The organism is Formosa sp. L2A11 (genome assembly GCF_009796865.1).
Classification (GTDB): domain Bacteria; phylum Bacteroidota; class Bacteroidia; order Flavobacteriales; family Flavobacteriaceae; genus Formosa.
In genome coordinates this window covers 657,368-679,027 of the sequence record NZ_CP047028.1, presented here as the reverse complement: position 1 = coordinate 679,027, position 21,660 = coordinate 657,368, and the positions used below count along the sequence as shown (strand labels likewise).

The following is a 21,660-nucleotide window of genomic DNA, read 5'->3' as shown; positions in this document are numbered from 1 at the left end:
ATTATGAGTAAGAAATTTATAGAAATACATATGGGAGGCCACATTATTGTTCATGGTTTCGATGCTGATAATAAAGAAATAACAGAACGCGTAGAGGCTAGTGAATTCACTAAGAAAATAGTTGCTGTTTCACGAATTAAATCGGTTAGTGAAGATTTTATTTTAACAGATTATTCAAATGGGCGTCTTGTATATTGGGAGTATCAAGACGACTATAAAATGATAAAAAAGGTATTGACTAAATAATGAAAGTAACAGATCATATAAAACAGGCCAACGGGAAAACATTATTCTCTTTTGAAGTTATTCCGCCTCAGAAAGGTAAAAATATTCAAGATTTATATAATAATATAGATCCGCTAATGGAATTTAATCCACCATTTATAGATGTCACAACCTCTCGTGAAGAGTATGTGTATGTAGATAAAGGTAACGGACTTTTAGATAAACGTATTACCCGTATGCGTCCGGGAACTGTTGGTATTTGTGCTTCAATTATGCATAAATATAAGGTAGATGCTATTCCGCATTTACTTTGTGGTGGATTCACTAAAGAGGAAACCGAGTATGTTTTAGTCGATTGTCATTATTTAGGCTTAGATAATGTTGTGGCTTTACGAGGCGATGCACGTAAAGACGAATCGTATTTTACAGCGACTAAAGGAGGAAATCATTTTGCCAGTGAATTGGTAGAGCAAATTTCAAACTTAAATCAAGGGAAATACCTTCACGACGATATTAAAGTAGAGCATAATTACGATTTCTGTATTGGTGTTGCTGGATATCCTGAAAAACACATGGAAGCACCGTCTTTAAACACAGACTTAAAACGCTTAAAGGCTAAGGTAGATGCTGGAGCGGATTATGTGGTGACGCAAATGTTTTTCGATAATCAGAAATATTTCGATTTTGTAAAAAAAGCAAGAGCAATTGGTATTACTGTGCCTATTATTCCGGGAATTAAACCTTTGGCAGTAAAACGCCATTTACAAATTTTACCTCAAGTTTTTAAAATAGATTTACCCGAAGATTTAATAGATGCGGTAGAAGGGTGTAAAGACAATAAAGCAGTACGAGAAGTAGGAATCGAGTTTGCTATTCAACAATCTAAAGAATTAAAGGAGGTTGGAGTACCATTTTTACATTACTATTCCATGGGAAAAAGTGATAATATAAAACGCATAGCTTCTGCTATATTTTAAGAATTCTGTTACTTTTGCGGCTTATTTAAACTTATGAAGCAACTATTCTTTTTTTTATGTCTTGTCGTATCATCTGTAGTGTTTTCTCAAGAGACATTACATTCGTCTTACGTAGATGTAAATTATTTTCACGGTAATATTGCACTTCATAATAATTATATTTTACATTTAATTAAGGGGCATCCTGAAGGCGCAATTATAAGTTGGAATAAGAAAACGTTTGGAGACCAAGCATGGGAAGAACGTTATAACTATCCAGATTATGGTGTGTCTTTTTCGTATCAGAATTTAAAAAACGAAACCCTAGGTAATAACTACGCTTTATACGCGCATTATAATTTTTATTTCTTAAAACGTAATTTAATGCTGCGTATTGGTCAAGGTTTAGCTTACAATACCAATCCGTACGATAAATACGATAATTATAAAAATACCGCCTTCGGTTCTACCATTTTAAGTAGTACGTATCTAATGATTAATTATAAGCGCGAACGCATTTTTGACCGTTTCGGACTTCAAGCAGGTTTATCGCTTATTCATTATTCTAATGCCAATGTTGTGGCTCCAAATGGGAGTATAAATACAGTGGCTTTTAATGTTGGTGTAACTTATAATTTAGATGAAGAAGATCCGGAGTTTATACATTCAGACGTTAAAGAAAAATTTACAGAACCTATAAAATACAATATTGCACTTCGTGGTGGTTTTAATGAAAGCGATATTATTGGTATGGGGCAATCTGCTTTTTATGTTATTTCTGCTTATGCAGACAAGCGTTTGTCTAGAAAAAGTGCCGTACAATTTGGTACAGATTTTTTCTTTTCAAAATTTCTAGACGATTTAATAGCGTATAATGTAGTTGCATTTCCTGAAGAAAACATAGATCCCGATACAGATTACAGACGTATAGGTTTGTTTGCCGGGCACGAGTTATTTATAAATAAACTTTCTGTAGAAACCCAAGTCGGATATTATGTGTATTATCCTTACGATTTTGAAGGTCGAACGTATTTAAGAATTGGGTTAAAACGCTATTTTGGAGAAAAATGGTTTGGAGCGGTTACCTTAAAATCGCATGGAGCAAAAGCAGAATGTGTTGAATTTGGAGTAGGAATACGATTGTAAAAGATGAGAAAAATAATAACCTTACTAGTTGCACTTGTTGTGTGTGCTTGCGATAGTGAAAGTGCTAGCGACTGCTTTCAAACATCTGGAGAAACCATTTCTAAAACTATAGATATTGATGCTTTTGAAGATATTCTAGTCAATAGAAACATAGAATTAACCATAATACAGGGGGACAATCTAAAAGCATATGTCGAGACAGGCGAAAACTTAATGAACGATGTTGTAGTTGAGGTTGTAGATGGTGAATTACAGTTAACAGATAATAATACGTGTAATTTATTTAGAGATTACGATCCCACAAAAATTACAATTACAACGCCAAACCTTGTACAAATTAGAAGTTCTACTCAGTTTGAAGTAAAGTCTGAAGGTGTGCTAACTTTTGATAAATTAGAATTGCTTTCTGAAGATTTTAATGCTTCTGAAAGTTTTAATGTTGGCGATTTTAGATTAGAATTAGATGTAGAAACTTTAAACGTTGTGTCTAATAATATCTCTGTGTTTTACATTTCTGGAGAAGCTAATAATTTAAGCGTTGGTTTTTATGCTGGATCAGGTCGTTTTGAAGGTGCCAATTTAATAGCAAATACAGTAGATGTTTACCATAGAGGAAGCAACGATATTATTGTAAACCCGCAAGAATCCTTAACAGGAGAACTTGTAAGCACTGGAGATTTAATAGCTAAAAACAGACCTGAAATTGTAGATGTTAATGTACAATATAAAGGTGAATTACTATTTGAAGATTAATTAGTCTCGAAAAGGACTATTTGTATTCATCAAATTGAACTCCTTTCTGTATCTTATTATTTAGAATAGATGAGTTGTATATGTGACCCCTGAAATAAATTCAGGGTGACGGGAAAATGAAAGTACGTCATGCAGAACTTGTTTCTTTATCTCATTATTTAGAATAGATGAGTTGTATGTGTGACCCTGAAATAAATTCAGGGTGACGGGAAAATGAAAGTACGTCATACTGAACTTGTTTCTTTATCTCATAAGTTATCTTAATCGTGAGTTAACTCTCTAAATAACTCTTCTAAACTTTCGTTTTTCTTATTTAGTTGAAGAATTTTTAGTTCATTATCATGTGCAAAATCGAAGACTTTAGGGCGCATGTCTTCTGTTGTAGAGAATGTAATTTCATAAACAAAATCGTAAGTATTCTTTACCGCTGTAACATGTGGTAAGCGTAGTAAAAAGGTATCTTCTATACGGAAATCAAATTCAACCACAATAACTTGCGAATTTCCTGTATGTAAATCTTTCAAGGTTTTATCTGCAACAATCTGTCCTTTATTAATAATAATAACACGATCGCACATGGCCTCAACCTCTTGCATAATATGTGTAGAAAGAAATACCGTTTTTGTTTTTCCTATGTTTTTAATCAGTTCGCGAATAGCTACTAATTGATTTGGATCAAGTCCTGTTGTGGGTTCGTCTAAAATTAAAACTTCAGGATCGTGTAATAACGCATTTGCTAAACCTACGCGTTGGCGATATCCTTTAGATAGCTGACTGATTTTTTTATGTACTTCTGGAGTTAATCCGGTAAGTGCTATAACTTCTGCAATACGCTGTTTAGAAACTTTATAAATGTCTGCATTAAAGGCTAAATATTCTTTTACATACATGTCTAAATACAACGGGTTATGTTCAGGAAGGTATCCTACGCTTTGCTGAACTTGATTAGATTGTGTATGAATATTAAATCCATTTACTTCAGCCTCGCCAGAAGAAGCGTCTATATAAGTGGTTAGAATTTTCATCATTGTAGACTTTCCTGCACCATTTGGACCCAGAAAACCAACTATTTCGGGTTTTCCTACAGAAAAAGTAATATTATCTAAAGCTTTTTGTGTGCCGTACACTTTAGTTAGCTGTTCTACCTTTATTGACATTTTGTAATAGTTTGTTCAAAAGTAAACATTATATAATTTATTTTAAGATTTACCTTAAAATCTTTAAAACTATAACAAGAATTTAAAATAAATAAATGAAACGTTTTGTAATGTGAAATTATTAATTACTTTAGTGCCAACGAAAAGCAAAACATGCAAAATACAAGTTTCACATATTTTAATTTTTTCTATTTCTTTTTTAGCAGAAGGAACGAGACATTGTATGTGTAATTTATAAATATAAATTTTAATATAAAGTCTCGATGAAAATCGGGACTTTTTTTATATATGGCAAAAACAGTTTCAATTCAAGGTATAAAGGGATCATTCCATCATATTGTTGCAAAAACATATTTTGATAGCGATGTGGAGATCGATGAATGTATGTCTTTTGATAAGGTTGTAGATAATCTTATTACTAAAAAAAGTGATGTTGCCATTATGGCTTTAGAAAACTCTATTGCGGGTTCAATTTTACCTAATTATGCGTTAATAGATAAGTATAACCTACATATAATTGGAGAACATTATTTAGATATTCAGCATAATTTAATGGCTTTTCCTGGTCAGAATATAGAAGATATTAAAGAAGTTCATTCGCATCCAATGGCTTTGTTACAGTGTAAGGAGTTTTTTAAAAATTACCCACATATTACACTTATAGAAGATAAGGATACTGCAGAAACCGCAGACCGTATTAACAAAAATAAGTTACAAGGTGTTGCGGCTGTTGCTAGTAAAATTGCTGCCGAAATTTTTGATTTAGAAATTTTAGTAGCAAGTATACAAACCATAAAAGAGAATGAAACACGTTTTGTGATTGTAAAAACAAAGAACTCTGTTATAGATAAATGCGATATAACGAAAGCGTCTTTAAGGTTTGAATTAGATCATAAACGAGGAAGTTTAGCAAGTGTATTAAATGTATTAAGCGATTGCAGAATGAGTTTAACAAAAATTCAGTCGCTGCCAAAAATAGAAACGCCTTGGCAATATGCTTTTTTTGTAGATGTAACATTTTCGAAATATGAAAATTTTGAAAAGGCGAAAGCTATTTTAGACATTATGGCAAAAGAATTTAAAGTACTTGGCGAATATAAAAATGCAAAATTATGATAACTGTAGCAAACAGGTTACAAACGGTAGAAGAATATTACTTTTCTAAAAAATTAAGAGAAGTAAATGCTTTAAAAGCGAGTGGGAAACCGATTATAAATCTAGGAATAGGAAGTCCAGATTTAATGCCACCACAACGTGTAGTAAATGCTATTACGGAAAGTTTTAAACAACCAAATGTACACCAATATCAAAGTTATCAGGGATTGCCAGAATTGCGCGAAGCGATGTGTGGTTTTTATAAAACACAGTTTCATGTCGATGTAAATCCAGCTTCAGAAATTTTGCCTTTAATGGGAAGTAAAGAAGGGATTCTTCATATTTCTATGGCTTTTTTAAATCCAGGAGACGAAGTTTTAATTCCTAATCCAGGATATCCAACATACGCATCTGTTACAAAATTAGTAGAAGCGAAAGCGGTGACTTACGATTTGGACGAAGCCCATGGTTGGTTGCCAGATTTAGTAGCTTTAGAGCAAAAAGATTTAAGTAAAGTAAAACTAATGTGGATTAATTATCCGCATATGCCAACAGGAGCAAATGCCACAGAAACATTGTTTGAAGAGTTGGTTGCTTTTGCAAAACGAAATCATATTTTAATTGTAAACGATAATCCGTATAGTTTTGTTTTAAACAACAATCCTAAAAGTATTTTAAGTGTTCCTGGAGCAAAAGATGTATGTGTAGAACTAAATTCTTTAAGCAAAACCTTTAACATGGCAGGTTGGCGTGTAGGTATGGTTTTAGGAAATGCAGACCATATTAGTGCCATCCTAAAAGTGAAAAGTAATATGGATTCTGGGATGTTTTACGGTATTCAAAAAGGTGCAATTGAAGCTTTAAAAAGTACAGATAAATGGTTTAAAGATTTAAATGATGCCTACCAAAAACGCCGTGAATTAGTCTGGAAATTAGCAGATTTATTAGACTGTACTTACGATAAAAATACATCTGGATTGTTTGTGTGGTCTAAATTGCCAGAAGGCGTAGATGCAGAAGCATTTATAGATAAGATTTTATACGATAAATCTATTTTTATTACGCCAGGAATTATTTTTGGAACACAAGGGAAAGGATATATTAGATTTTCTTTATGTGCATCAGAAGAAGACTTACAAGAATCGATTAACCGAATTAAAAGCTAAATACTTATGAATAATATTGTAGTAATTGGTATTGGTTTAATAGGTGGTAGTATTGTGAAGGATCTTAAAAAGATTCATCCAGACACCAAAATAATAGGTGTAGATAAAAATGCAGATCACATTAATGAAGCTTTAGCAAGCGGACTTATTGATGAAAAGGGAGATTTAAATGCAGTAAAAGATGCAGATCTTGTTATTCTATCAATACCTGTAGATGTGTCTGTAGATTTACTTTCAGATGTTTTAGATTTAGTTTCAGACGATACATTGGTTATAGATGTAGGATCTACAAAATTAGATATCTGTAAAAAAAGTAGAACACCATGTTAATAGAAGAAATTATTTAGCATGTCACCCTATTGCAGGAACAGAATTTTCTGGACCAGAAGCAGCAATTAACGATTTGTTTAAGAATAAAACAAACATTATTTGCGAGGTAGAACAAACAGCATTTAAGCTACAAGAACGTGCTTTAACTGTGTTTTCAGATTTAGGAATGCGTATTCGTTATATGAATCCGGAATCTCACGACAAACACATTGCTTATGTGTCGCATTTATCGCATATTAGCTCTTTTATGTTGGGTAAAAACCGTAATAGATAAAGAACGTAATGAACGTGATATTTTTGATATGGCAGGAAGTGGATTTGCTTCTACAGTACGTTTAGCTAAGAGTTCTCCAAACATGTGGACAGCCATTTTTAAACAGAATAAAACAAACGTAATAGAAACGTTAGACGAGTATATAGAAAACCTTAATCAATTTAAAAATTTATTAGAACAGGATGACTTTGAGGCTATTTTTGATGAGATGAAAAATACAAATCGAATTAAAGATATTTTAAAAGGAATTGCTTAAACAGTAGTAACATTATGGAAAACAAGAAAGAATTAAGAACCTGGTTAGACGATTTACAATTAGATCACCCTTTAGTAATTGCAGGTCCTTGTAGTGCAGAAACAGAAGAACAAGTATTAAAAATTGCACACGAGTTAAAAGATACCGATGTAAGTTATTTTAGAGCGGGAATTTGGAAACCAAGAACTAGACCAGGGATGTTTGAAGGTGTTGGTGCTTTAGGCTTAAAATGGTTACAACGTGTTAAGGCTGAAACTGGAATGAAAATCGCTACAGAGGTTGCAAATGCAGCACACGTAAAGTTAGCTTTAGAACACGATGTAGATTTATTATGGATTGGAGCACGTTCTACAGTGAGCCCATTTATTGTACAAGAAATTGCAGATGCTTTAAAAGGTACAGATAAAGTTGTATTGATTAAAAACCCAGTGAACCCAGATTTAGCATTGTGGTTAGGTGCCGTAGAGCGTTTAGCAACTGCAGATATTAAAAAATTAGGAGTTATTCACAGAGGATTTTCTACTTACGAAAAAACAAAATATAGAAATACTCCAGAATGGCAATTAGCGATTGAATTACAATCTAAATTTCCAGATTTACCTATAATTAACGATCCTTCTCATATTACAGGGAAACGCGATATGATTTTTGATGTTTCTCAAAAAGCTTTAGATTTAAACTTTGACGGGTTAATGATTGAAACACATTACGATCCTGAAAATGCTTGGTCTGATGCTGCACAACAAGTAACACCTTCTGTTTTAGTTCAGATCATGAAAGATCTTAAAATTAGAAAAGAGACAGATGAAGAAGCAGAATATAATAATGCTTTAAATACGTTAAGAGCTAATATTGATGTTATTGATAATCAAATTATAGAGCTTTTAGGAAAACGTATGAATGTTGTAGATGGTATTGGGACTTTAAAACGTCAGAAAAATGTATCTATTTTACAAAGTAAACGTTGGAATGAGATTTTAGGAGCTATGGTTTTAGAAGGTCAAGATCACGGTTTAAGCGAAGAATTTATCTTAAAGATGTTCAAAGCTATTCACCAAGAATCTATCAACCACCAAGAAAAAATCATCAAAAAATAAAAAGATAATTTTTTAACAGATGCCATAAAAATGGATCAGATTAAAGCTTAAGTGAGTAATCATTTTTTAATCTTCTATTTTTGTGGCATCTTTGTATTTCATGACAGGAACAGTATATAAATCAACAGGAAGCTGGTACACCGTAAAATCACATTCGGGTGAGACTTACGATTGCCGAATAAAAGGTAAATTTAGACTTAAAGGTATAAAAAGTACCAACCCAATTGCTGTAGGAGATATAGTCGATTTTGAAGTAGAAACTTTAGATAGTGTAACTACAGGAGTAATACATCATATTCACGATAGGAAGAATTATATTGTTCGTAAATCTGTAAATTTATCTAAGCAAACGCATATTATTGCGGCTAATATAGATCAGGTTTTTCTGTTAATTACCATTAATAATCCGCCAACACTTACAAGTTTTATAGATCGTTTTCTAGTTACAGCAGAAGCGTATTCTATTAAAACAGTTTTACTTTTTAATAAGATTGATGTTTACGATGCCGATACTATTTTAGAGGTCCGTTATTTAGCTTCAATTTACAGAGCAATTGGTTATGAATGTATTGGTATTTCTGCCGAAACTGGTAAAAATATTGATAAAGTAAAAGACTTAATGCTAGGGAAAGTAAGCATGTTTGCTGGGCATTCTGGAGTAGGAAAATCTACTTTGGTAAACGCCTTAGAATCTACTTTAGATTTAAAAACAAAAGCCATTTCTACGCAACACATGCAAGGGCAACATACAACAACTTTTGCAGAAATGTTCGATCTAAGTTTCGATGCTAGAATTATAGACACACCAGGTATAAAAGGTTTTGGCGTAGTAGATATGGAAAAGGAAGAAGTAGGGGATTATTTTCCTGAATTTTTTGCATTAAAACAAGATTGTAAATTTAATAACTGTCTCCATATCGAAGAACCTAAATGTGCTGTAAAAGCAGCTTTAGATCGCGACGAAATTGCCTTTTCTCGTTACAGAAGTTACGTGCAAATTATAGAAGGAGAAGACGAGCATTACCGTACAGATATTTGGGATAAAGATTAAGACCAATTTTTAATGAAAGTAGTCATTCAACGTGTTTCAGAAGCAAGTGTTACCATTGAAGGAGAGGTTGTTGCTAATATACAACACGGACTCCTAGTTCTTGTTGGTATTGTAAATAACGATACTCAAGAAGATATTTTATGGTTATCTAAAAAAATAGCAAATCTCCGTATTTTTGAAGATGAAAATGGCGTTATGAATACCTCTGTAATCGATGCAAAAGGACAAGTTATTGTAGTCAGTCAATTTACTCTTCATGCAGCTACAAAAAAAGGAAACAGACCCAGTTATATAAAAGCTGCAAAACCAGATATCTCAATACCGTTGTATACATCTTTTATAAATCAATTAGAGAAGGATTTAGACAATAAAGTTCAAACAGGCAGGTTTGGTGCAGATATGAAAGTTAAGCTGTTAAACGACGGTCCAGTAACTATAATTATAGACAGTAAGAATAAAGAGTAAAAGTTAAGTTTTTTGTTTTTTTTAACATAAAATAATGTTAAATTTAGTGAGTCAACTTAACCTATCTATGTATTTAAAGTCCTCTTTGGGCATATTTTTGTTATGCCTAACAATGAACGTATTTGCCCAAACAAATTTCAGTTCAAACATTCTCGAAAAAGCAACTATTGGAAAAAATGCGAATGCATTAGTAAAAGCTAATGATGTAGAAATTCACATTCAAGCCTACAATAAAATGCTTGTAAAATCTCACCGTATAGTAACCATTTATAACGAAACAGGCGATTATAAAGGTCAAGCCTACGAATATTATGATGAGACTACAAAAATTAAAACTTTAGAAGCTACAGTTTATAACGCTGCAGGTGAAAAAATTAAACGTTATAAAGAAAAAGATTTTACAGATGTTGCAGCTGCAGATGGTATTTCTATTTATAATGATAATCGCGTAAAGTATTTAAAATATGCAGCGGTAGAGTATCCATATACTATAGATTATATATCGGAAGTAGAACATAAAATGACAGCTTTTGTTCCTAGTTGGTCTCCTCTAGAAGACCATTATACAGGTGTGATAGAATCTTCTTATCAAATTTTTAATGAAACAGATGTCCCGCTTGCAATTAAGGAAGAACATTTGGAAGATTATAATATCAAGAAAGTAGGAGATTATCATTATGTGGCAGAAAACTTATTAGCCATAAAACCAGAAACTTTAAGTCCAGATTTTTACACTTATGCTCCACGCGTGAAAGTGGCGATGCAGACCTTTGATATGAAAGGTGTAAAAGGCGTAAATACCAATTGGACCGATTTTGGAAAATGGATGTACAATACTTTATTAGTAGATACGAGAACACTACCAGAATCTGTAAAAACAGAAATATTAGGGCTTACTAAAGAGGCTCCTACAAATATTGAAAAAGCAAAAATTGTTTATCAATATCTTCAGCAAAACACAAGATATATTAGTGTGCAAGTTGGTATTGGCGGTTGGAAACCCATGTTGGCAGAAGACGTAGATCGATTAAGTTATGGCGATTGTAAAGGGCTTTCTAATTATACAAAAGCATTGTTAGATGTGGTTGGTGTACCATCATATTACGCTGTGATTTATGGCGGAAAAAATATTAGAAGTTTTGATCGTGACTTTTCTGCAACAGAAGGAAACCATGCCGTGTTAACCATTCCTAATGGAGACGATTATATTTGGTTAGAATGTACCAGCCAGGACACTCCATTTGGTTACATTGCTAATTTTACAGACGATAGAGATGCGTTAATAATTACACCCGAAGGTGGTAAAATTATACATACCACAGTTTACGATACCAAAGCGAATGTTTTAGCGACAACCGCAGATATTAATTTAAACTTAGAAGGAGGCTTTACAAGTCAGGTAGAAATGAAATCTTATGGTTCTCAATACAGAGGTAGCGATGGCTTAGAAGAAGAGACCGAAAAGAACCAAAAACTTAGATTTAAAAACATGTGGGATAATGTAAATGATTTGGTTGTAGAATCTATTCAGTTTACAAATAATAAAAATGAAGTTGTCTTTACAGAAAATGTAAAAGTATCTGCTAAGTCTTATGCTTCTAAAACAGGAAACAGACTCTTGCTTGTTCCTGATGTTTTTAATAAACTATCTCATATTCCGCCACGCTATTCTAAACGAACCATGTCTCTAGAGATAGATAGAGGGTTTTTAGACCAAGATGAATATGTGTTTCATTTAGAAGCTGGTTTAGACGTAGAAGCCTTGCAATCTCCAGTTGCAATTGAAACAAAATTTGGGTCTTATGCAATGTCTATAGAAGATTTGGGAGATGGAAAATTACGTTATAAACGAAAATTACAACTAGAAAAAGGCACATATCCTAAAGAAGATTATAAAGCCTATAGAGCCTTCTGGTCTTCTATTTCAAAACATGATAACTCTAAAATAGTTCTACTAACCAAATAACCTAATCAATGAAAAATGTATTCAGCCTACTATGTTTACTAATAATCTCCTACACATCTGCTCAAGATTATAAATTCGGAAAAATCTCTAAAGCAGAATTAAAAGAAACAGCAAACCCTAAAGCTCAGGAAGCACATGCGACTATCTTATATGTAAATGAAAATGTTTATTTTCAATATAATCCTAGCGAAGGTTTTATCGTAGTTAAAGAAGTTCAAAAACGAATAAAAATCTATGATAAAGAAGGTGTAGATTGGGCCACAGAAATTGTTCCTTTTTATGACAATGGCGGGTCTAATGTAGAAGAATTGTCTGAATTAAAAGGATATACTTATTATTTAAAAGATGGCAAGATTGAAAAAGATAAATTAGATAAAGACAATATATTTAAAGAAGAAACCAATCAGTATTGGGGACAACTTAAATTTACTATGCCAAATATTACAGACGGCTGTATTGTAGAGTTTAGATACAGAAAAGAATCTCCTTTTATAGCCTTAGACGATGTAGATTTACAATACGATATTCCTGTTAAAAAGTTAGAGTTTAATGCTCGTATTCCAGAATATTTTTACTTCAATAAGTATTTTAATCCAAAGGCAAAATACACAGCTAAGATAACCGAAACTGAAAGAAATAGAGTTGAAAATATAACTTCTAAACAGCGTTCTGGAGGGGGAGGTTTCAATAGTAGTACAACTAGTGTTGATAATTCTAAATGGGAATTTCATGAAACTGAATTTAAAGCAGATTTAGTAGATGTTCCTGCATTAAAAGAAGAACCTTATGTAGATAATATGGATGTATATCGTGCTAATGTAAAGTGGGAATATGCCATGTATAAAGGACAGGATAATTCAATTAAAAAGTATTCTACAGACTGGGAAAGCGTAATAAAAACTATTTATGATAATAGTAGTTTTGGAGGTCAGTTATCTAAAACTGGATATTTCGAGAAAGATCTAGATGCTCTTCTTGCTAACGTTACAAGCAGTACAGAACGTATTTCTTTAATTTACAATTTTGTAAAATCTAAAGTGGCTTGGAATGAATATTTAGGATATTACGCAGAAAATGGCGTTAAAAAAGCATATAAAGACGGTTCAGGAAATGTAGGAGACATCAACTTAATGTTAACTGCTATGTTGCGTTATGCAGGTTTAAATGCAAGTCCGGTTTTAATTAGTACAAAAAGTAATGGGATCCCGTTGTATCCAACACGAAATGGATTTAATTATGTTATTTCGGCTGTAGAAATGTTAGATAATATAATACTTCTAGATGCCACATATCGTTATGCGTTACCAAACGTGTTGCCTTCTCGTGCAATAAACTGGCAAGGTCGTATTGTTCGCGAACATGGTGGTTCTGCTTGGGTAGATTTAATGAGTCCTACATCTGGAGAAGAAAATTACACATTACAATATAAAATAAAACCAGATTTAGCAGTCCAAGGCCGCGTTTTTGTGAAATTAGAAAATTCATCTGCAATGAAATTCCGATCTAAATATAGTAATATGGGAGACGATGAGCGCTTGCGTAATTTAGAACAAGATAAAGGTGAAATAGAAATTTCTAATTATGTGGTAAAAAACGAAGACGATTTAAATAGTCCGAGTTTGCAATATTCTTTTTCTTACACTTTAGAAAATGCTGTCGAGTCTATAGGAGATAAACTTTATGTGTCTCCAATGTTATTTTACGCAACAACAGAGAATACATTTAAACAAGAAAAACGAAATTTTCCAATAGAGTTTACATATCCTAATGTGTATAATTACAATGTTTCTATTATGTTGCCAGAGGGTTATGTTGTAGAGTCTATGCCTGAAAGTGCAAAAGTGCAATTTAACGGAGGAGAAGGCATGTTTTCGTTTTTAACTTCAGGATCTTCTAATATGGTGGTTTTAAAAGTGAGTTTTCAAATTAATCGTTCCTTTATATTGGCTATTGATTACGACCAGTTTAAACAATATTTTGGTATGCTAGTTAAAAAAGAAACAGAGAAAATGGTATTAGCAAAAAGCTAATTTAAAAGACAGAATAAGTTTTTGTTTTTTTAAGTTTGAAAAAATAAAATAGTAGTTTTACATTATAAAGTAAACAAGTCGTCAGGTCTTTGTGCTTTTTTAGAAAGCTTAAACACTTGGCGATTTTATATAAAGGAGTTATACATGAATATTGAAGACGCACAATTAGCCGTAGATTCTTGGATTAAAGAACATGGTGTTCGCTATTTTAACGAGCTTACTAATATGGCACAACTTACAGAAGAAGTAGGGGAGGTAGCTAGAATTATAGCAAGACGTTATGGCGAACAAAGTGAAAAAGAAAGTGATAAAAATAAAGATTTGGGTGAAGAATTAGCCGATGTTGTTTTTGTTGTTTTATGTTTGGCAAACCAAACCGGAATTAATTTACAAGAGGCGTTCGATAAGAAATTAGATGTAAAAACAAAACGCGACCACGATAGGCATCACAATAATAAAAAATTAAAATAGTACATCATGAATATCACTTTAGAACAGTCTGAAATTATTCAAAAACCCTTAAATATTACCATTACAGGGTCTAAGAGTGAGTCGAATCGCTTATTAGTTTTACAAGCCTTATTTCCGAATATTTCTTTAGAGAATGTATCAAATTCAGACGATTCAGATGTTATGCAAATGGCTTTAAAATCTGAAGATGAGATTGTCGATATTCATCATGCAGGAACAACTATGCGATTCCTTACGGCTTATTTTTCTAGTCGCGAAGGGAAATCTGTAACCTTAACAGGTTCTAAGCGTATGAAAGAACGTCCGATTAAAATTCTAGTCGATGCCTTACGCGACCTTGGTGCAGATATTTCTTATGTAGAAAACGACGGTTATCCGCCAATAAAAATTTCAGGTAAAAAAATTACGCAAAACGAAGTGACGCTTAAAGCCAATGTAAGTAGTCAATATATATCAGCATTACTATTAATTGGATCGTCTTTAGAAAATGGTTTAAAGCTAACTTTAGACGGCGAAATAACTTCGGTGCCTTATATAAAAATGACATTGAATTTATTGCGTCAATTAGAGATTGAAGCAGAATTTAAAGGTCAAACTATTATTGTTCAACCCAAAAAAGAGATTGTTGCAAATCAAACGTTAACAGTAGAAAGCGATTGGTCTTCGGCGTCTTATTTTTTTAGTATTGTTGCTTTAAGTCCAATAGGAACAACTATTACATTATCTGCATACAAAGAAACGTCTTTACAAGGAGATTCTGTTTTAGCTTCAATTTATAAAGAATTTGGAGTAGAAACTACGTTCGAAAATAATACCATTACACTTAAAAAAGTAAAAGCAGTTTCTAAAGCGCACATTATTAAACTAGATTTAGTAAATGCACCAGATATTGCCCAAACTATAGCAGTAAGTTGTTTTGGTTTAGGTTTGTCTTGTGATTTATCTGGATTACATACTTTAAAAATTAAAGAAACAGATAGATTAGAAGCTTTAAAAACAGAACTTGGTAAGTTAGGAGGTCAAGTTCATGTTACCGATAAAACACTTGTTTTAGAAGCTTCAAATCACATAAATCAAGATGTCGCTATCGATACTTATAACGATCATAGAATGGCAATGGCATTTGCACCGTTAGCTTTATGTGCTAAAATGCGTGTAAATAATGCAGAAGTAGTCTCTAAATCATACCCGGAATTCTGGATAGATTTGGAAAAAATAGGATTTAAGGTCGTAGAAAACTAAAAAATATAGGAAATAAAGCCGATTCTCACTAGGATTTGTTAATTAAATGAATAATAAATAGCAATTTACTTGACAAGGCCTATTTTCAGGTCGTATATTTGCATTTCCTATTAATAGTATTGTGAAATTATTTGTATAGTAATTTTTGCAATATTTAAAATATAAATATCAGAACATGAAATTATCACATTTTAATTTTAACCTGCCAGAAGAGTTATTAGCAGAAGACCCATCAGAGAATAGAGATGAGGCTCGTCTAATGGTTTTGGATAGAAAAAATCAAACTATTGAACACAAATCGTTTAAAGATATCATTGATTATTTTGATGAGGATGATGTGATGATTCTTAATGATACTAAAGTATTTCCTGCACGTTTATTCGGAAACAAAGAAAAAACGGGAGCACGTATCGAAGTATTCTTATTAAGAGAATTAAACGAAGAACAACGTCTTTGGGATGTTTTGGTAGATCCTGCTCGTAAAATTAGAATTGGAAATAAATTATATTTCGGTGATGATGACACTTTAGTTGCAGAAGTTATAGATAATACAACCTCTAGAGGGCGTACATTACGTTTCTTATACGATGGGTCTTATACAGAATTTAGAAACAAACTTAAAATATTAGGAGAAACTCCGCTTCCAAAATATATTAAACGTGAAGTAAAACCAGAAGACGAAGAGCGTTACCAAACCATTTATGCTAAAAATGAAGGTGCTGTTGCTGCTCCAACTGCTGGATTACACTTCTCTAAACACTTACTTAAGCGTTTAGAAATTAAAGGTGTAAAATTTGCAGATGTTACTTTACATGTTGGATTAGGAACTTTTAATCCTGTAGAAGTAGAAGATTTGTCTAAACACAAAATGGATAGTGAAGAGGCTATTATCGAAGAAAAAGCGGTAAACATAATCAATACAGGAATTAAAGAAAAGAGACGTGTGTGTGCTGTTGGTACAACATCTATGCGTGCTATAGAAAGTTCTGTGTCGTCTCACGGTACCTTAAATGAATTTAACGGTTGGACAAATAAATTTATTTTCCCTCCTTACGAATTTAGTATCGCGAATTGTATGATTACAAACTTCCATACTCCAAAATCTACACTTTTAATGATGGTTTCTGCATTTGCAGGTCACGATTTTATTAAACGTGCTTACGAAGAAGCTGTAAAAGAAGGATATAAATTTTATAGCTATGGTGATGCCATGCTAATTATATAAGTATAACAACTTACAAAACACATTTTAAAAGCCTTGTTAATCAAGGCTTTTTTTATAGCTTTTAAAAGCTAAGAGAAGCAAAATTTGCTAATCACATTTTAATTACTTTTGCAGTATTATGGCAGACAAGAAAAAGGACATTCGGGCATTAACAAAAGATCAAATTAGAACTTTTTTTGAATCTCAAGGCGACAAAGCATTTCGTGGAAATCAAGTTTACGAATGGTTATGGAGCAAGGGTGCGCATCATTTCGACGATATGACAAATATTTCGAAAGAGACCCGACAAATGTTAGAAGACAATTTTGTTATTAATCACATTAAAGTCGATACCATGCAGCGTAGTAGCGATGGTACCGTTAAAAATGCTGTGCAATTGCACGATGGTTTGGTTGTCGAGTCTGTTTTAATTCCAACAAAAACAAGAACAACAGCTTGTGTGTCTAGCCAAGTAGGTTGTAGTTTAGATTGTCGTTTCTGTGCAACATCACGTTTAAAACGTATGCGTAACTTAAATCCGGACGAGATTTACGATCAGGTTGTTGCAATAGATAACCAAAGTCGTTTATATCAAGACAGACCACTAAGTAATATTGTATTCATGGGAATGGGAGAACCTCTTATGAATTATAATAACGTAGTTAAAGCCATTGATAAAATTACAGATGTAGAAGGTTTAGCGATGTCTCCAAGACGTATTACGGTGTCTACGTCTGGTGTGCCAAAAATGATTAGAAAAATGGCAGACGATGAAGTTAGATTTAAACTTGCAGTGTCTTTACACTCTGCTATAGATGAGGTAAGAACGTCTATTATGCCATTTAACGAAACATTTCCTTTAGCCGATTTAAGATCTGCTTTAGAATATTGGTTTAGTAAAACAAAAAGTAGAATTACTTACGAATATGTAGTGTGGAAAGGTATTAACGATAAACGTAAAGATGTAGATGCTTTGGTTCAGTTTTGCAAATTTGCGCCAAGTAAAGTTAATTTAATAGAATATAACCCTATTGATGATGGCGAATTTCAGCAAGCTCCAGACGATGCTCTAGATATGTACGTTAAAGTTTTAGAAGCAAATAATATTACTGTCACTATAAGACGCTCTAGAGGAAAGGATATAGATGCTGCCTGCGGACAATTAGCTAATAAAAGTTAATTTTGTCCTTTTTTAAATAGTATTCAGAACTATTAAATAGTTTATAACGTGCATTTTTATTAGGTTTGTATAGATAATAAATAGCATCTTCTTCTAGTTGAAAATTGTAGAACAAATAAAGCAACCTATAGCTTACGAGATGGAACTTTTTGAACAAAAGTTCTTACTTTCTATGTCTTCTAAAGTGGCTTTGCTTAATAGAATTACACATTATATTGTAAATAGAAAAGGAAAACAAATGCGACCAATGTTCGTGTTTTTAGTTTCTAAAATGGTGTCTAATGGCGAGGTTAGCGAGCGTACTTATCGTGGTGCTTCTGTAATCGAATTAATTCATACTGCAACTTTAGTACACGACGATGTTGTTGATGATAGTAACAGACGTCGCGGTTTTTTCTCTGTAAATGCACTTTGGAAAAATAAAATTGCGGTGCTTGTTGGTGATTATTTATTGTCTAAAGGATTATTATTATCTATCGATAATAACGATTTCGACTTACTTAAAATTATATCTATCGCTGTTCGTGAGATGAGCGAAGGTGAATTACTTCAAATAGAAAAAGCACGTCGGTTAGATATTACCGAAGACGTGTATTACGAAATCATTCGTCAGAAAACAGCAACCTTAATTGCAGCATGTTGTAGTTTAGGTGCAGCATCTGTTAAGCCAGAATCTACACATGTAGAAACTATGCGTAAATTTGGAGAGCTTATCGGGATGGCTTTTCAGATTAAAGATGACTTATTCGATTATGGCCAAGAAAAAATTGGTAAACCTACCGGAATCGATATTAAAGAACAAAAAATGACACTTCCACTAATTTACGTGCTTAATACGGTGTCTAAAAAAGATAATAAATGGTTAATTAATTCTATTAAAAACCATAACAAAGATGCCAAACGCGTTAAAGAAGTTGTTGCTTTTGTAAAAGATAATGGTGGTTTAGATTATGCCGTTACAAAAATGAAAGCATTTCAAGAAGAAGCTTTAAAAATGTTAGAGCCTTATCCTGAGTCTGCATTCAAAACATCATTAATTTTAATGGTGAATTATGTTATCGATAGAAAAAAATAAAATCTTCAGGCAACCTTTCTAAATGTTTTTGCGTCTTTATAAATAGAAGACCAAATGAAACCGTTTTTGAAAGTTATACAATTACATAAAAACCAAACTCAGCTTATAAAAAAGGCTATCCAAAACAACCGCGAAGCACAGCAAGCGTTGTACAATTGGCATGCGCCTAAAATGCTAAGTGTTTGCCGGTACTATATTAAAGATGTACAGCATGCAGAAGAGGCAATGCTAAATGGTTTCTTAAAAGTATTCACACAATTAAAAACGTTTGAAAATAAAGGTTCTTTTGAAGGCTGGATTCGTAGAATTATGGTCCGAGAATCTATTTCATTTTTAAGGCAGAAAAAACAAGTTGTTTTTGTAGAAGTTGATGATGATACTACCGAAGCTTCACCACTTTCTAGTGAAGGGAATTTAGCCGTAGACGATATTCAAAATCTAATAGATAATTTACCGGAAGGTTATAGAATGGTATTTGTAATGTCTGCTATCGAAGGTTATAAGCATCATGAAATAGCCAGCATACTTAAAATTTCTGAGGGAACTTCTAAATCGCAATTGTATAAAGCAAGACAGTTGCTTCAACAACAATTAAACGCACTAAATTCCGATAGTTATGGCATCCAATAATTTCGAAAATAACATAAAAAAAAATCTGGAAGAGCGTCGGTTACAACCTTCTGCCCAGTCATGGAATCAATTGCAATCACAATTAAATACTCAGGAAGATAAACAGTCTTCTAAACGGTATTGGTTTATAGGTATTGCGGCGAGTTTTATAGGTGTTTTATTATTGAGTACTTGGATGTTTACATCAAACTCTAATCCTGATTTACAAGTTGTAGATACCGAAACTACTATTAAAAACACAGAAGCTGTAATAGATTCTTCTGCTTCAAATTTAGAGGAGCTTGTAGCACTTCCAAAAGAAGAAGTGGTGGAAACTGTAAAAGAAGCTATTGCTTCTAAAGTTGTTTCTTCTGCTAAAATAAATAAATCTACTTCTGTAGTTGCATCCAGTTTAGATAAAAAGGAAGAGAAAAATACTTCTAAAGAATTAAATTCTATTATAGAAGATACGGTATTAAATTCTGCTTTAGTACATGAAGAGGAAGATGTTAGTGAAGATTATATTGAAGATTTGTTACAACAGGCAGAACAACAAATTGTTTCAGAAAAAGCATTAAAAGAAAGTCAGCAAACGGTAAACTCAAAAACGCTTCTAGAAAGTGTAGAAAATGACATCGAGTATAGTTTTAGGGAAAAGGTTTTCGACGCTGTAAAATCAGGCTTTGTGAAGGTTAAAACAGCAGTTGTAGAACGCAATAATTAAAATATTTCATCAAAATCAATCAATCAATCAATCAATCAATCAAAAAACGAAGAGTATGAACATTATTACTAAATTAACAATTACGCTCACCTTTATTTTAGCTTCACAAGTTAGTGTTGCTCAAGTTTCGGAGGTGAAAGATTCTCTTAATATAGAGACTATTCAGATTTTAAAAACGGAGAAAGAAGCCGTTAGAAGTGAAGAAAAAGAACTGTTAAGACAGGAAGTAGAATCTATTAACGAGAAAGTAGATGCTGGTTATATTACTTCGGCAGAAGGAGAAATATTAAAACAAGAAATTGCTAAAAAACGAGCATTAAACATTGAAAATCGTGTTGCCATAATCGATAATAAAATAGATTTAATGGAACGGAATACCGAATCGTATACTTTTGGAGATGAAAGACAGATTGTTATTAGAATAGGAAAAGATTACGATAGTGATGTCTCTGGCGATCAAACATCTATTTTTATAGGTAAAGAATCTAAACGTACTCCTATATTTGATAAACGTACCACAAGTGATTTAGTTTTTGCTATAGGCTTTAATAATGCAATAATTGAAGGTGAAAGCCTTAACGATTCTCCATATAAACTTGGTGGTTCTGGGTTTGTAGAGTTAGGTTGGGCATGGAAAACACGTGTATTTGAAAACTCTAATGCGTTACGTTTAAAATATGGATTCTCGTTACAGTGGAATAAACTGGATATCAAGAATAATATGTATTTTAAGGAAGATGGTAATCAGGTTGTTTTTGAAGAATTTCCATATAATGTGAGAAAATCAAAATTTAGAACCACAAATCTAGTTTTTCCTGTGCATTTTGAATTTGGACCTTCTAAGAAGATTGAACATGATGATTACTTTAGATATTCTACACATAAAAAATTTAAATTCGGAATTGGAGGATATGGTGGCTTCAATATTTCATCGCTTCAGAAAGTGAAATACAAAGAAGATGGAAGTAATCAGAAAAAGAAATATAAAGATTACGATGCAGTAAATAGCTTTGTATATGGGGTTAGTAGTTATGTGTCTTTAGGAAGCGTCGGGCTATATGTTAAGTACGATTTGTCTCCCATATTTAAAAATCAAGCCTTCGACCAAAATAATATATCTGTAGGTTTACGTTTCGATATGGATTAAATACAATAAAAAAGGCTTCAAAATTAATTGAAGCCTTTTTG

20 protein-coding genes and 1 pseudogene are annotated in these 21,660 nt (G+C 32.5%); 20 read left to right on the top strand and 1 reads right to left on the bottom strand.

Annotated features, from left to right (window positions below):
• Positions 1 to 3: 3 nt before the first annotated feature.
• Genes GQR95_RS03095 through GQR95_RS03080 form a run of 4 tightly spaced genes read left to right on the top strand, consistent with a single transcriptional unit; the run spans position 4 to position 3,080 of the window.
• Complete coding sequence (locus tag GQR95_RS03095; RefSeq protein ID WP_159021750.1) at positions 4 to 246, top strand: hypothetical protein; 243 nt, start codon at positions 4 to 6, stop codon at positions 244 to 246.
• Positions 246 to 1,202 (top strand): methylenetetrahydrofolate reductase [NAD(P)H], encoded by a 957-nt coding sequence (gene metF / locus GQR95_RS03090; protein WP_159021749.1) that lies wholly within the window; start codon positions 246 to 248, stop codon positions 1,200 to 1,202. The genes GQR95_RS03095 and metF overlap by 1 nt, the downstream gene beginning before the upstream one ends.
• 33 nt (positions 1,203 to 1,235) lie before the next feature.
• On the top strand, positions 1,236 to 2,327 hold the full coding sequence (locus tag GQR95_RS03085; RefSeq protein WP_159021748.1) for an acyloxyacyl hydrolase: 1,092 nt from the start codon (positions 1,236 to 1,238) through the stop codon (positions 2,325 to 2,327).
• Between the two features lie 3 nt (positions 2,328 to 2,330).
• Entirely contained in the window at positions 2,331 to 3,080 is a 750-nt protein-coding gene (locus tag GQR95_RS03080) for a head GIN domain-containing protein (protein ID WP_159021747.1), read from the top strand.
• A 260-nt stretch (positions 3,081 to 3,340) separates the two neighbouring features.
• On the opposite strand, the gene gldA is transcribed toward GQR95_RS03080, so the two are convergent.
• The gene (gene gldA, locus GQR95_RS03075; protein ID WP_159021746.1) at positions 3,341 to 4,237 is read right to left on the bottom strand and encodes a gliding motility-associated ABC transporter ATP-binding subunit GldA; all 897 of its coding nucleotides are present in this window, start codon (positions 4,235 to 4,237) and stop codon (positions 3,341 to 3,343) included.
• A gap of 288 nt (positions 4,238 to 4,525) precedes the next feature.
• Here gldA and GQR95_RS03070 point away from each other — a divergent pair, with 288 nt between their 5' ends.
• The 16 genes and pseudogenes from GQR95_RS03070 to GQR95_RS02995 all read left to right on the top strand — a co-directional run bounded on the left by GQR95_RS03070 (position 4,526) and on the right by GQR95_RS02995 (position 21,619).
• Positions 4,526 to 5,353: a prephenate dehydratase gene (locus tag GQR95_RS03070; protein ID WP_159021745.1), complete on the top strand. Its 828-nt coding sequence runs from the start codon at positions 4,526 to 4,528 to the stop codon at positions 5,351 to 5,353.
• Entirely contained in the window at positions 5,350 to 6,498 is a 1,149-nt protein-coding gene (locus GQR95_RS03065) for a pyridoxal phosphate-dependent aminotransferase (protein ID WP_159021744.1), read from the top strand. Before GQR95_RS03070 ends, GQR95_RS03065 begins: the two co-directional genes overlap by 4 nt.
• Positions 6,499 to 6,504: 6 nt before the next feature.
• Positions 6,505 to 7,358: pseudogene (locus GQR95_RS03060) on the top strand (prephenate dehydrogenase).
• A gap of 14 nt (positions 7,359 to 7,372) precedes the next feature.
• Positions 7,373 to 8,455: a bifunctional 3-deoxy-7-phosphoheptulonate synthase/chorismate mutase type II gene (locus GQR95_RS03055; protein ID WP_159021743.1), complete on the top strand. Its 1,083-nt coding sequence runs from the start codon at positions 7,373 to 7,375 to the stop codon at positions 8,453 to 8,455.
• A gap of 100 nt (positions 8,456 to 8,555) precedes the next feature.
• Complete coding sequence (gene rsgA / locus GQR95_RS03050) at positions 8,556 to 9,506, top strand: ribosome small subunit-dependent GTPase A (protein WP_159021742.1); 951 nt, start codon at positions 8,556 to 8,558, stop codon at positions 9,504 to 9,506.
• A 12-nt stretch (positions 9,507 to 9,518) separates the two neighbouring features.
• Positions 9,519 to 9,971, top strand: a complete 453-nt coding sequence (dtd, locus tag GQR95_RS03045; protein ID WP_159021741.1) for a D-aminoacyl-tRNA deacylase — start codon at positions 9,519 to 9,521, stop codon at positions 9,969 to 9,971.
• A gap of 112 nt (positions 9,972 to 10,083) precedes the next feature.
• Entirely contained in the window at positions 10,084 to 11,937 is a 1,854-nt protein-coding gene (locus GQR95_RS03040) for a DUF3857 domain-containing protein (RefSeq protein ID WP_233265990.1), read from the top strand.
• A gap of 8 nt (positions 11,938 to 11,945) precedes the next feature.
• A complete protein-coding gene (locus tag GQR95_RS03035; protein ID WP_159021740.1) occupies positions 11,946 to 13,967 on the top strand; it encodes a DUF3857 and transglutaminase domain-containing protein in 2,022 nt (673 codons plus the stop codon).
• A 144-nt stretch (positions 13,968 to 14,111) separates the two neighbouring features.
• Positions 14,112 to 14,438, top strand: coding sequence for a nucleotide pyrophosphohydrolase (locus GQR95_RS03030; RefSeq protein WP_159021739.1), 327 nt, complete (start codon positions 14,112 to 14,114; stop codon positions 14,436 to 14,438).
• A gap of 6 nt (positions 14,439 to 14,444) precedes the next feature.
• On the top strand, positions 14,445 to 15,680 hold the full coding sequence (locus tag GQR95_RS03025; RefSeq protein ID WP_159021738.1) for a 3-phosphoshikimate 1-carboxyvinyltransferase: 1,236 nt from the start codon (positions 14,445 to 14,447) through the stop codon (positions 15,678 to 15,680).
• 175 nt (positions 15,681 to 15,855) lie between these two features.
• Complete coding sequence (queA, locus tag GQR95_RS03020; RefSeq protein WP_159021737.1) at positions 15,856 to 16,905, top strand: tRNA preQ1(34) S-adenosylmethionine ribosyltransferase-isomerase QueA; 1,050 nt, start codon at positions 15,856 to 15,858, stop codon at positions 16,903 to 16,905.
• Positions 16,906 to 17,023: 118 nt separating this feature from the next.
• Positions 17,024 to 18,064: a 23S rRNA (adenine(2503)-C(2))-methyltransferase RlmN gene (gene rlmN, locus GQR95_RS03015; RefSeq protein ID WP_159021736.1), complete on the top strand. Its 1,041-nt coding sequence runs from the start codon at positions 17,024 to 17,026 to the stop codon at positions 18,062 to 18,064.
• A 97-nt stretch (positions 18,065 to 18,161) separates the two neighbouring features.
• Entirely contained in the window at positions 18,162 to 19,139 is a 978-nt protein-coding gene (locus GQR95_RS03010) for a polyprenyl synthetase family protein (RefSeq protein WP_159021735.1), read from the top strand.
• A 66-nt stretch (positions 19,140 to 19,205) separates the two neighbouring features.
• Positions 19,206 to 19,769 (top strand): RNA polymerase sigma factor, encoded by a 564-nt coding sequence (locus GQR95_RS03005; RefSeq protein ID WP_159021734.1) that lies wholly within the window; start codon positions 19,206 to 19,208, stop codon positions 19,767 to 19,769.
• Entirely contained in the window at positions 19,756 to 20,472 is a 717-nt protein-coding gene (locus GQR95_RS03000) for a hypothetical protein (protein WP_159021733.1), read from the top strand. The genes GQR95_RS03005 and GQR95_RS03000 overlap by 14 nt, the downstream gene beginning before the upstream one ends.
• A gap of 55 nt (positions 20,473 to 20,527) precedes the next feature.
• Positions 20,528 to 21,619, top strand: a complete 1,092-nt coding sequence (locus tag GQR95_RS02995) for a hypothetical protein (protein WP_159021732.1) — start codon at positions 20,528 to 20,530, stop codon at positions 21,617 to 21,619.
• The last annotated feature ends 41 nt before the right edge of the window (positions 21,620 to 21,660 follow it).